This window comes from Pseudomonas sp. B21-023, assembly GCF_024749165.1.
GTDB lineage: Bacteria > Pseudomonadota > Gammaproteobacteria > Pseudomonadales > Pseudomonadaceae > Aquipseudomonas.
In genome coordinates, this window is the sequence record NZ_CP087190.1 from 616,955 (window position 1) to 629,057 (window position 12,103).

The 12,103-nt window shown below is 64.1% G+C and carries 11 protein-coding genes; 10 read left to right on the top strand and 1 reads right to left on the bottom strand.

Annotation, left to right across the window (positions count from 1 at the left end; all coding sequences use genetic code 11):
• Window positions 1-1,065, bottom strand: a complete 1,065-nt coding sequence (queG, locus tag LOY42_RS02830; RefSeq protein ID WP_139673837.1) for a tRNA epoxyqueuosine(34) reductase QueG — start codon at window positions 1,063-1,065, stop codon at window positions 1-3.
• Between the two features lie 64 nt (window positions 1,066-1,129).
• On the opposite strand from queG, the gene LOY42_RS02835 reads away from it, so the two are divergent.
• The 10 genes from LOY42_RS02835 (at window position 1,130) to LOY42_RS02880 (ending at window position 12,059) form a co-directional block, all read left to right on the top strand.
• Window positions 1,130-1,981, top strand: a complete 852-nt coding sequence (locus LOY42_RS02835; protein ID WP_258599758.1) for an NAD(P)H-hydrate dehydratase — start codon at window positions 1,130-1,132, stop codon at window positions 1,979-1,981.
• The gene (gene tsaE / locus LOY42_RS02840; RefSeq protein ID WP_139673831.1) at window positions 1,969-2,442 is read left to right on the top strand and encodes a tRNA (adenosine(37)-N6)-threonylcarbamoyltransferase complex ATPase subunit type 1 TsaE; all 474 of its coding nucleotides are present in this window, start codon (window positions 1,969-1,971) and stop codon (window positions 2,440-2,442) included. The genes LOY42_RS02835 and tsaE overlap by 13 nt, the downstream gene beginning before the upstream one ends.
• A gap of 12 nt (window positions 2,443-2,454) precedes the next feature.
• Window positions 2,455-3,885: an N-acetylmuramoyl-L-alanine amidase gene (locus LOY42_RS02845; RefSeq protein WP_102683933.1), complete on the top strand. Its 1,431-nt coding sequence runs from the start codon at window positions 2,455-2,457 to the stop codon at window positions 3,883-3,885.
• The gene (gene mutL, locus LOY42_RS02850) at window positions 3,882-5,780 is read left to right on the top strand and encodes a DNA mismatch repair endonuclease MutL (protein ID WP_139673828.1); all 1,899 of its coding nucleotides are present in this window, start codon (window positions 3,882-3,884) and stop codon (window positions 5,778-5,780) included. The genes LOY42_RS02845 and mutL overlap by 4 nt, the downstream gene beginning before the upstream one ends.
• 1 nt (window position 5,781) lies before the next feature.
• Entirely contained in the window at window positions 5,782-6,753 is a 972-nt protein-coding gene (gene miaA, locus LOY42_RS02855) for a tRNA (adenosine(37)-N6)-dimethylallyltransferase MiaA (protein WP_102683935.1), read from the top strand.
• A gap of 94 nt (window positions 6,754-6,847) precedes the next feature.
• On the top strand, window positions 6,848-7,108 hold the full coding sequence (hfq, locus tag LOY42_RS02860) for an RNA chaperone Hfq (RefSeq protein WP_023629894.1): 261 nt from the start codon (window positions 6,848-6,850) through the stop codon (window positions 7,106-7,108).
• Between the two features lie 18 nt (window positions 7,109-7,126).
• The gene (hflX, locus tag LOY42_RS02865; RefSeq protein WP_102683936.1) at window positions 7,127-8,428 is read left to right on the top strand and encodes a ribosome rescue GTPase HflX; all 1,302 of its coding nucleotides are present in this window, start codon (window positions 7,127-7,129) and stop codon (window positions 8,426-8,428) included.
• A gap of 96 nt (window positions 8,429-8,524) precedes the next feature.
• Entirely contained in the window at window positions 8,525-9,709 is a 1,185-nt protein-coding gene (gene hflK / locus LOY42_RS02870; protein WP_102683937.1) for an FtsH protease activity modulator HflK, read from the top strand.
• Window positions 9,709-10,578: a protease modulator HflC gene (hflC, locus tag LOY42_RS02875; protein WP_023629896.1), complete on the top strand. Its 870-nt coding sequence runs from the start codon at window positions 9,709-9,711 to the stop codon at window positions 10,576-10,578. The genes hflK and hflC overlap by 1 nt, the downstream gene beginning before the upstream one ends.
• A gap of 293 nt (window positions 10,579-10,871) precedes the next feature.
• A complete protein-coding gene (locus LOY42_RS02880; RefSeq protein WP_102683938.1) occupies window positions 10,872-12,059 on the top strand; it encodes an ATP phosphoribosyltransferase regulatory subunit in 1,188 nt (395 codons plus the stop codon).
• Window positions 12,060-12,103: the final 44 nt, after the last annotated feature.

Genomic DNA, 12,103 nt, shown 5'->3' on the forward strand with positions numbered 1-12,103 from the left:
TCAAAGGGCGTTGTGGCGAGCCAGGGCCCATTCCACGTGTTCGCGTACCAGTTCCGAAGGATCATCCCTACGCGCATTGAGCGCCTCCAGCACGGGGATGGTCGACGGTGCGTTGCCAAGCCCCACCGCGAGGTTGCGCAGGAACCGTTCATACCCCGCCCGGCGCAGTGGCGAGCCTTCGGTGCAGCCGAGAAAACGCTTTTCATCCCACAGGAACAGCTCGGCCAACTCGATATTGTCCAGCCCCCGACGGGGCATGAAGTCGTCTTCGGTCGTGGTCTTGGCGAAACGGTTCCACGGGCAGACGATCTGGCAATCGTCGCAACCAAACACCCGATTGCCGATCAGTGGGCGCAGTTCCAGTGGAATGGCCCCGCGCAACTCGATGGTCAGGTACGAGATACAGCGCCGGGCATCGAGCTGATAGGGCCCGACGAACGCCTGGGTCGGACAGATGTCCAGGCAGGCCTGGCAACGCCCGCAATGATCGCTGCCCTGCACGCCGTCGATCGGCAGCGGCAAGTCGACGAACAGCTCGGCGAGGAAGAAATAGCTGCCCGCCTTGCGGTTGAGCAGCAGGGTGTTCTTGCCGATCCAGCCAAGGCCGGCCTCTTGGGCCAGGGCTTTCTCCAGCACCGGGGCACTGTCGACGAAGGCGCGGTAGCCGAACGGGCCGATGGCTTCCTGGATGCGGTCGGCGAAGTGCTGCACGCGCTTGCGCACCAGCTTGTGGTAGTCGCGGCCCAGGGCGTAACGCGAGATATAGGCCTTTTCAGGGTCCGCCAGGCGCTTGGCCATCTGCGTGTCGCCGGGCAGGTAGTCCATGCGCAGCGAGATCACCCGCAACGTGCCGGGGATCAGCTCGGCTGGACGCGAGCGCTTGTTGCCATGCTCGCCCATGTACTCCATTTCGCCGTTGTAGCCTGCCGCCAGCCAGCGCTGCAGATGCTGTTCGTGCTCGCCAAGGTCGACACCGGCGATGCCGACATGGGCAAAACCGAGTTCGCGGCCCCAATCCTTGATCGATTGGGCCAATGTGGCGATGTCTGGAAGGTCGGCGGACATGGATGAACAAGCATTACAAGCGGAGGTGCGTATAATTCTGCCAGACATCGGAGCCTTTGACCCCATGCCTCAGACCAAACACCCCCCATTACCGCTCAGCAGCCTGACCTTGGCCAGGCTGCCGCCACGTGCCGCTGATGCCCACAAGGGCGATTTCGGCCATGTGCTGGTGGTCGGCGGCGACCTGGGCACAGGCGGCGCGGTGATGCTCAGTGGCGAGGCGGCGTTGCGTTGCGGCGCCGGCCTGGTCAGCGTGGCCACCCGCCCCGAACACGTAGCTGCGGGGCTGACGCGCCTGCCCGAGACCATGTGGATGGGCGTGAGCTCGGCCAACCAACTGATGGTGTTGCTCGAGCGTGCCACGGTGCTGGTGGTCGGCCCTGGCCTCGGCCAGGCCGGGTGGGGGCGCAGCCTGTTGTCGGCGGTGGCCAATGCCCACCGGCCACAGGTGTGGGACGCCGATGCGCTCAACTTGCTGGCGCGCACGCCACTGGCACTGCCCAGCGGTAGCATTCTCACCCCGCACCCCGGCGAGGCCGCGCGCCTGCTGGGGATTTCCACCGAGGCGGTGCAGGCCGACCGGCCGGGGGCGGCGCGCAAGCTGGCGCGTCGCTACGCCAGCGTCTGCGTGCTCAAGGGCGCCGGCACGTTGGTGGCCGACCCTGGCGGGCAACTGGCGGTTTGCGGCCGTGGGCACCCAGCCATGGCTGGTGCCGGATTGGGCGATGTGTTGACAGGCGTGCTCGCAGCCTTGCTGGCCCAGGGGCTGGACGCCTGGCAGGCCGCGTGCCTGGGGGTGTGGCTGCATGCCTGCGCCGGCGAGCGGCTGGGTGTCAAAGGTAGAGGGCTGGCGGCCAGTGATCTGGTGCCGGTCATTAGAGCGTTATTGGAGGAGCATTCAGCGTGTCAGGCATAACCCTGTTTCTGGGCGACGAGGACGCCACCGTCGCCTTTGGCGCGAAACTGGCCGAAGTGACCAAAGGTCATGGTGTGATTTTTCTCGAGGGCGACCTGGGGGCAGGCAAAACCACCCTGTCCCGCGGGCTGATTCGTGGCCTGGGTCATACCGGCCCGGTAAAAAGTCCGACATTTACCGTGGTTGAACCCTACGAGATTGGTGAGGTTCGCGCCTTCCATTTCGACCTCTATCGCCTGGTCGACCCGGAAGAGCTTGAATTCATGGGCATTCGAGATTATTTCGAGGGCGATGCATTGTGCCTGTTCGAGTGGCCCGATAAAGGTGCGGGCGTTTTGCCAAAGCCCGACCTGACCATTACCATAAGCCCGCAAGCGGGCGGACGTTCGCTTAACCTGTCGCCGCAAGGGGCTCGCGGCGAAGCCTGGTGTGCCGTTCTGGCCAAAGAATTCATACAGTAAGTGGGGAAAGGTATGCGCATACGCGCACTGGTCGCTGTTGTTGGGCTGCTGCTGACCGCGGTGACCGTTGACGCTCTGGCCGTCACTCAAGTCAAGAGCATGCGCCTGTGGCGCGCTCCGGACAATACGCGGCTGGTCTTCGACCTGTCCGGGCCTGTGCAGCACAGCGTCTTCACCCTCACCGCTCCCGATCGCCTGGTGATCGACATCAACGGTGCCACCCTGGGGGCGCCGCTGAACGTCTCCACGTCGAACACGCCAATCACCAGTGTGCGTTCGGCCCAGCGCACGCCCACCGACCTGCGCGTGGTGGTCGACCTGAAGAAAGCCGTGTCGCCGAAGAGCTTCACCCTGGCGCCGAACGCCCAGTACGGCAATCGCCTGGTGGTCGACCTGTACGATCAGGAAGCTGACGCCATCGCCGCCAGCAACCCGACACCGCCCCCGACACCGCAGCCACCGGCCACCACGCCGGCGGTGCCTGTCACCCCGGCGCAACCGGCGATCAAGCTGCCGCCAGCACCGAGTGGCAAGCGTGACATCGTGGTCGCCATCGACGCCGGTCACGGCGGCGAAGACCCGGGCGCGTCCGGCTCGCGTGGCCAGCACGAGAAAGACATCGTGCTGGATATCGCCAAGGAGCTGCAGCGCCAGATCAATTCCGAGAAGGGCTACCGCGCCGAGCTGACCCGCACCGGCGACTACTTCATCCCGCTGCGCAAGCGCACCGAGATCGCCCGCAAGAAGGGCGCCGATCTGTTTGTCTCGATTCACGCCGACGCCGCGCCGTCGAAGGCTGCCTTTGGCGCTTCGGTGTTCGCCCTGTCCGACCGTGGCGCAACCTCCGAGACCGCCCGCTGGCTGGCCGACACGGAAAACCGCTCCGACCTGATCGGCGGCGCCGGCAACGTCAGCCTCGACGACAAGGACCGCATGCTGGCCGGGGTGCTGCTCGACCTGTCGATGACCGCCACCCTCAGTTCCAGCCTCAATGTCGGGCAGAAGGTGCTGGGCAACATGGGCCGGGTCACGCCGTTGCACAAACAACGGGTGGAACAGGCCGGGTTCATGGTGCTGAAGTCGCCGGACATCCCGTCGATCCTTGTTGAAACCGGGTTCATCTCCAACGCCAACGAGGCGGCCAAGCTGGCTACCCGTAGCCATCAGCAGGCCTTGGCACGTTCGATTCATACCGGTGTGCGTCAATTCTTCCAGCAGAACCCGCCGCCTGGCACTTACATCGCCTGGCTGCGCGACAGTGGCAAGATCGTCCAGGGCCCGCGTGAGCACACCGTGCGCCCCGGCGAGACGCTGGCGATGATTGCGGTACGTTACCAGGTCAGCGTGGCTGGCCTGCGCAGTAGCAACAACCTGAAGACCGACGAGCTCAAGGTTGGCCAGCACCTTGACATCCCCACCACCGCCCTGGCGTCCCAGCAATGAGTGGCGGCTCGCGTATCCAGCTGCTCAGCCCGCGGCTGGCGAACCAGATCGCCGCCGGCGAGGTAGTCGAACGCCCCGCCTCGGTGGCCAAGGAGTTGCTGGAGAACAGCCTCGACTCCGGTGCTCGGCGCATCGAAGTCGAGGTCGAACAGGGCGGCGTGAAGTTGCTGCGGGTGCGCGACAACGGCGGTGGCATTGCCCCCGATGACCTGCCGCTGGCGCTGGCCCGCCACGCCACCAGCAAGATCCGCGAACTGGAAGACCTTGAAGGCGTGCTCAGCCTGGGCTTTCGCGGCGAGGCCCTGGCATCGATCAGCTCGGTGGCGCGCCTGACCCTTACATCGCGTACCGCCGATGCCAGCGAAGCCTGGCAAGTGGAGACCGAGGGGCGCGACATGACCCCGCGGGTGCAGCCTGCCGCGCATCCGGTCGGCACCTCCGTTGAAGTGCGTGACCTGTTCTTCAATACCCCGGCGCGACGCAAGTTTCTCAAGGCCGAAAAGACCGAATTCGATCATCTGCAGGAAGTGATCCGGCGCCTGGCGCTGGCGCGTTTCGACGTTGGTTTTCACCTGCGGCACAACGGCAAGACCATCTTCAGCCTGCACGAGGCCGCCGACGAAACGGCCCGGGCGCGGCGGGTCGGCACCATCTGCGGCCCGGGCTTTCTCGAGCAGGCGCTGCCCATTGATGTCGAGCGCAACGGCCTGCGACTGTGGGGCTGGGTCGGTCTGCCGACCTTCTCGCGCAGCCAGGCCGATCTGCAGTATTTCTTCGTCAATGGCCGGGCCGTGCGCGACAAGCTGGTAGCCCATGCGGTGCGCCAGGCGTATCGCGACGTACTGTTCAATGGCCGGCACCCGACCTTCGTGCTGTTTCTCGAGTGCGACCCGACCGGCGTTGATGTCAACGTCCACCCGACCAAGCACGAGGTGCGCTTCCGCGAAGGGCGCATGGTTCATGACTTCCTCTATGGCACCTTGCACCGCGCCCTGGCCGATGTGCGCCCGGAAGACCAGCTTGCGGCACCGGCGGCCACCGACGAACTGGTCCGCCCCAGCGGCTTGCAGGCCGGCGAGTTCGGCCCCCAAGGCGAAATGCGCCTGGCCTCGCCAGTGCTCGAGCAGCCTCAGGGCGAGCAGCGGGGGTTCGCTTCGAGCGGCTCGGGCGCGGGCTATCAGTACCAGTACACGCCTAGGCCCTCCCAGCCGCTGAATGCCGGCGAGGCCCAGGCGGCCTACCGTGAATTCTACGCCCCCCTGGACAATGCCGCCGCCGCGCCGAGCGCGCTGCCTGAAAGCCAGGGCGACATCCCGCCGCTGGGCTACGCCCTGGCGCAGCTCAAGGGGATCTATATCCTCGCCGAGAACGCCGTCGGCCTGGTGCTGGTGGATATGCACGCCGCCCATGAACGGATCATGTACGAGCGGCTGAAGGTGGCGATGGCCAGTGAAGGCTTGAGCGGCCAGCCGTTGCTGGTGCCCGAGTCGCTGGCGTTGAGCCAGCGCGAAGCCGACTGCGCCGAGGAACATGCCCAATGGTTCCAGCGCCTGGGCTTCGAGCTGCAGCGCCTGGGCCCGGAAACCCTGGCGATCCGCCAGATCCCGGCCCTGCTCAAGCAGGCCGAGGCCAATCGCCTGGTGCAGGATGTGCTGGCCGACCTCATGGAGTACGGCACCAGTGATCGTATCCAGGCGCACTTGAACGAACTGCTGGGGACCATGGCTTGCCATGGCGCGGTGCGGGCCAACCGGCGCCTGGCCATCCCCGAGATGAACGCCTTGCTGCGCGACATGGAGAACACCGAGCGCAGCGGCCAGTGCAACCACGGCCGACCGACCTGGACCCAGATGGGCCTGGACGATCTGGACAAGCTGTTCCTGCGGGGCCGATGAAATGAGTGCCAGACCTCCGGCGATTTTCCTCATGGGCCCGACCGCGGCCGGCAAGACCGACCTGGCGATCGAACTGACCAGCAAGCTGCCCTGCGAGCTGATCAGTGTCGACTCGGCGCTGGTCTATCGCGGCATGGACATCGGTACCGCCAAGCCCTCCAAGGAAGTACTGGCCGCGCATCCGCACCGCCTGATCGACATTCTTGACCCCGCCGAAAGCTACTCGGCCAAGCGTTTCTGCACCGATGCTCTCCAAGCCATGGCCGAGATCACCGCGCGCGGCAAGATCCCACTGCTGGTTGGCGGCACCATGCTCTATTACAAGGCACTGGTCGATGGCCTGGCGGACATGCCGCCAGCCGATGCCATGGTGCGTGCCGAGCTGGAGGCACAGGCGCAGGCGCTCGGTTTGGCCGAATTGCACCGCCAACTGGCCGAAGTCGATCCGGAGTCGGCGGCGCGCATTCATCCGAATGACCCGCAGCGGCTGATCCGTGCGCTTGAAGTGTACAAAGTGAGTGGCGAGAGCATGACCGCCCACCGTCAGCGTCAATACGCGGAAAGTAGCGGCGCAGACGCAGGCGCGGGCGAGCATTTGCCCTATACTGTCGCCAGCCTGGCGATAGCGCCTACAGATCGTCACATTTTGCATCAGCGAATTGCGTTACGATTTTCACAGATGCTGGAACAGGGCTTTGTCGACGAGGTCCGAACGCTGCGGGCCAGAAGTGACTTGCATGCGGAGCTGCCGTCTATAAGGGCAGTGGGATATCGGCAGGTCTGGGACTACCTCGACGGCAAGCTGACTGAGAATGAGATGCGTGAACGCGGTATCATTGCCACGCGTCAGCTGGCCAAGCGGCAATTCACCTGGTTGCGTGGCTGGTCCGACGTCCACTGGCTGGATAGCCTGGCCTGCGACAATCTGTCCCGCACCTTGAAATACCTGGGGACCGTCTCCATATTGAGCTGAGTCCCTGCCAGTTGCCGTCTATTCTTGCGAAGGGGCGGCATAATTTATCGATTTTCTTGATTTTCTATTATTGATCCTTACAGGAGTGCGGCATATGTCAAAAGGGCATTCGCTACAAGACCCTTACTTGAACACCTTGAGAAAAGAAAAAGTCCCGGTTTCGATCTATCTGGTCAACGGGATCAAGCTGCAGGGCCAGATCGAATCCTTCGACCAGTTCGTCGTGCTGCTGAAAAACACCGTCAGCCAGATGGTCTACAAGCACGCCATTTCGACCGTCGTCCCCGCACGCCCGGTTCGTCTGCCAAGCCCGACCGATGGTGAGCACGGCGACAGCGAGCCAGGCAACGCTTGAAAAAAGTAGGAGCCTGCATTGTTCTTTGAGCGCCACGGTGGTGGTGAGCGAGCGCTGCTCGTTCACTTGGAAGGTCAGAACCCTGAGGCGCGCGAAGACCCGCAGGAGTTTCAGGAGCTGGCGCTGTCGGCCGGAGCCGATATCGTTTCGCTGGTAACAGTGGCGCGGCATCAGCCCACCGCCAAGTTTCTGATCGGCAGCGGCAAGGTCGAGGAGTTGCGCGACCTGGTCCATTCGGCCGAAGCCGACCTTGTGATTTTCAATCACACCCTCACGCCCAGCCAGGAACGTAACCTCGAGCGCGTCTTCGAGTGTCGCGTGCTGGACCGTACCGGGCTGATTCTCGACATTTTCGCCCAGCGGGCGCGTACTCACGAAGGCAAGCTGCAGGTCGAACTGGCCCAGCTCGAGCACATGAGCACGCGGCTGGTACGCGGTTGGACCCACCTTGAGCGGCAGAAGGGCGGTATCGGCCTGCGTGGTCCGGGTGAAACCCAGCTCGAAACCGACCGCCGCCTGCTGCGGGTGCGCCTGCGCCAGATCAAGGCACGCCTGGAGAAGGTGCGCAGCCAGCGCGAGCAGGCCCGCCGTGGGCGCAAGCGCGCGGACATCCCATCGGTGTCGCTGGTGGGCTATACCAACGCCGGCAAGTCGACCCTCTTCAATGCGCTGACCGAATCCGATGTGTATGCTGCGGACCAGTTGTTCGCCACCCTCGACCCGACCTTGCGCCGGCTCGAGCTGGCCGACCTGGGGCCGATCGTGCTGGCCGACACCGTAGGTTTCATCCGCCACCTGCCGCACAAGCTGGTCGAGGCATTTCGGGCTACGCTCGAAGAGTCGAGCAACTCTGACCTGCTGCTGCACGTGATCGATGCCCATGAGCCCGAGCGCATGGAGCAGATTGAACAGGTACTGGCGGTGCTGGGCGAGATCGGTGCCGAGAGCTTGCCGATCCTCGAGGTCTATAACAAACTCGACCTGCTCGAAGATGTCGAGCCGCAGATCCAGCGCGATGCCGATGGCAAGCCGCAGCGAGTCTGGGTATCGGCACGTGATGGACGAGGCCTGGAGCTGGTTGGCCAGGCGATTGCCGAGTTGCTGGGGGACGACCTGTATGTCGGGACCCTGTGCCTGGAGCAACGGTTTGCCCGCCTGCGCGCGCAATTCTTTGCCCTGGGTGCCGTGCAGAGTGAAGAGCATGATGAAGAAGGGCGCAGCCTGCTGAGCGTGCGACTGCCCAGGGTCGAGTTGAATCGCCTGGTCAGCCGCGAAGGCATGGAGCCGCAAGTGTTTGTCGAGCAACACACTTTGCAATAAATGCCCGTCGAGGTCGCCGGGCAGCCGTGACAGGCATTCTGTAGCATTGGACGGCGCGCCGTGGGCGCGTCTTTGCTTTATCAGATGGAGAGCGCTATGGCTTGGAACGAGCCGGGTGGCAACTCGAACAATCAGGATCCCTGGGGCGGCCGCCGTAATGGTGGCGGCGGTGGTGGCGACAAGAAAGGTCCACCGGATCTGGACGAGGCCTTCCGCAAGCTGCAGGACAGCCTGAACGGCATGTTCGGCAGTGGCAAGAAACGTGGCGGCGGCGGTGACCGCAATATCGGCAAGGGTGGCGGCTATGGCCTGCTGGGCATCGGCCTGGCGGCTCTGGCGGCAATCTGGCTGTATAACGCCGTCTATGTCGTGGACGAGCAGGAGCAGGCCGTGGTGCTGCGCTTCGGCAAGTACTACGAGACCGTTGGTCCCGGCCTGAATATCTATTTCCCGCCGATCGACCGCAAGTACATGGAAAACGTGACTCGCGAGCGGGCGTACACCAAGCAGGGGCAGATGCTCACCGAAGACGAAAACATCGTCGAAGTGCCACTGACCGTGCAGTACCGCATCAGCAACCTGCAGGACTTCGTGCTCAACGTCGACCAGCCGGAAGTCAGCCTGCAGCATGCGACCGAAAGCGCCCTGCGCCACGTGGTGGGTTCCACCTCGATGGACCAGGTGCTGACCGAAGGCCGCGAGCAGATGGCGGTGGATATCCGCGAGCGCCTGCAGCGTTTCCTCGACACCTACCGCACCGGTATCACTGTCACCCAGGTCAACGTACAGAGCGCGGCAGCCCCGCGTGAAGTGCAGGAAGCCTTCGACGACGTGATCCGTGCCCGTGAGGACGAGCAGCGTGCGCGCAACCAGGCCGAGTCCTACGCCAATGGTGTGGTACCGGAGGCCCGTGGCCAGGCGCAGCGCATCATCGAGGACGCCAACGGCTACCGTGATGAAGTCATTGCCCGCGCCAAGGGTGAGGCCGATCGCTTCACCAAGTTGGTCGCCGAGTATCGCAAGGCACCGGAGGTCACGCGCCAGCGTCTGTACCTGGATACCATGCAGGAGGTCTACAGCAACTCCAGCAAGGTTCTGGTCACGGCCAAGGACGGGCAGAACAACCTGCTCTACCTGCCGTTGGACAAGATGGTCGAAGGCAGCCGTGGCAACAGTGCAGCGCCGGCCAGCAGCGTATCGCCGTCGGTCAATGACGCCGCCGCGCGTGCCGCGCAGGACCTGCAACCACAACCGCCGCTGCGTTCCAGGGAGAGCCGCTGATGAGCAATAAGTCACTGTTCGCCCTGATCGGCGCCGTGGTGCTGGCGATCGCCGCCTGGAACTGCTTCTACATCGTTTCGCAGACTGAACGCGCGGTATTGCTGCAGTTCGGCCGCGTGGTCAAGGCCGATGTCCAGCCTGGCCTGCACGTGAAGGTGCCGTACGTGAACCAGGTGCGCAAGTTCGACGCCCGCCTGATGACCCTCGACGCACCGACCCAGCGTTTCCTGACGCTGGAGAAGAAAGCGGTGATGGTCGATGCCTACGCCAAATGGCGAGTCAAGGACGCCGAGCGCTTCTATACCGCAACCTCGGGTATGAAGCAGATCGCCGACGAGCGCCTGTCGCGTCGTCTGGAGAGCGGCCTGCGCGACCAGTTTGGTAAGCGCACCCTGCACGAAGTGGTTTCCGGTGAACGTGATGCGCTTATGGCAGACATCACCGCGTCGCTGAACCGCATGGCCAGCAAGGAGCTGGGTATCGAAGTGGTCGACGTTCGCGTCAAGGCCATCGACCTGCCCAAGGAAGTCAACCGCAGCGTGTTCGACCGCATGAGCACCGAGCGCGAGCGTGAAGCCCGCGAGCACCGCGCCAAGGGTAACGAGCTGGCCGAAGGTATTCGTGCCGACGCCGATCGTCAGCGCCGAGTGCTGCTGGCCGAAGCGTACCGCGAGGCGGAAGAGACCCGTGGTGATGGCGATGCCCAGGCGGCTGCCATCTATGCCAAGGCCTACACGCAGGACGCCGATTTCTACGCGTTCTACCGTAGCCTCAAGGCCTACCGCGAAAGCTTCTCCAGCAAGAGCGATGTACTGGTCCTGGATTCGAAGAACGAGTTCTTCAGGTTCCTGGACAAGAGCAAGCCCTGATCGTGCTCTCATGAGGGATTCGCCCCGCCGGGCAGCTAAAATGCCTGGCGGGGTGCATCCTGAATGAAAAGGGGTGTATGATGAGTCAGCCGGGAAATTCCCGGCTTTTTTGCGTCTGCAAGGTTGATTGGCAAACGGCCAGTTGACGGTTTGGTCAGGTCGCAAGGCAATTCGAGGGTATTGGCTACGGTGGTTGCGCTGGGATCGGTGCTGCCCGCTGTTGTGCGTCAATGCCTGCTTTACTCACGGCTCGCCAGCTGGCAGGCCGCCCGGACCAGAGGGGAAATGGCGTAATGGCAACGGTAGACCGCTGGCTACTGCCAGATGGCATCGAGGAAGTACTGCCACCTGAGGCGGCGCGCATCGAGATCGCGCGTCGTCAGGTGTTGGACCTGTTCCAGAGTTGGGGTTACGAACTGGTCGTCACCCCGCATATCGAGTACCTGGAGTCGCTGCTCACCGGCGCCGGCCAGGACCTGGACCAGCGTACCTTCAAGGTCGTCGACCCGCAGTCCGGCCGCCTGATGGGTTTCCGTGCCGACTTCACGCCGCAGGTGGCGCGCATCGACGCCCACACCTTGCGCCGTGAAGGCCCGAGCCGCCTGTGCTATGCCGGCAGCGTGCTGCATGCGCAGCCGCGTGCCTTGTCGACCTCGCGTAGCCCGATCCAGCTGGGCGCCGAGCTGTACGGCGACGCCAGCCCTACCAGCGATGTCGAAGTCATCAGCCTGATGCTCGCCACACTGCAACTGACCGATGTCGCCGATGTGCACATGGACCTTGGACATGTCGGTATCTATCGCGGCCTGGCCCGTGCCGCCAACCTGTCCGGCGCGGTCGAGCAGCAACTGTTCGATGCCCTGCAGCGCAAGGCCGTCGATGAAGTGCAGGCGCTGACCGCAGACCTGCCGAAGGACCTGGGCAACATGCTGCGCGCCCTGTGCGAACTGTGCGGTGGCCGTGAAGTGCTGGCCGAGGCCCGTGTGCGCCTGGGCCGTGCCCCGGCCAGCGTGCTGGCTGCGCTGGACGACCTGTTGGCGATCGCCGACCGCCTGGCTTCGCGCTACCCGGACCTGCCACTGTACTTCGACCTCGGCGAACTGCGCGGCTACCACTATCACACTGGCGTGGTGTTCGCCGTGTTCGTGCCTGGCGAAGGTCAATCGATCGCCCAGGGCGGCCGCTATGACGACATCGGCGCCGATTTTGGCCGGGCACGCCCGGCCACCGGATTCTCCACGGATTTGAAGACCCTGGTCACACTGGGGCGAGCGGAGGTCGTATTGCCTGTTGGCGGCATCTGGATGCCCGACAGCAGCGATGCGGCCCTCTGGCAGATGGTCTGCCAGTTGCGCAACGAGGGCCAGCGAGTGGTCCAGGCTTTGCCTGGCCAGCCGCTGAGTGCTGCCCTCGAGGCGGATTGTGATCGGCAATTGATTCAGCAAGACGGGCGCTGGCAGGTTCTGCCGCTGACCCATTGAGATTCTTCGCCGGCAATGGGCCGGCACCAAGTTTGCGTGAATGA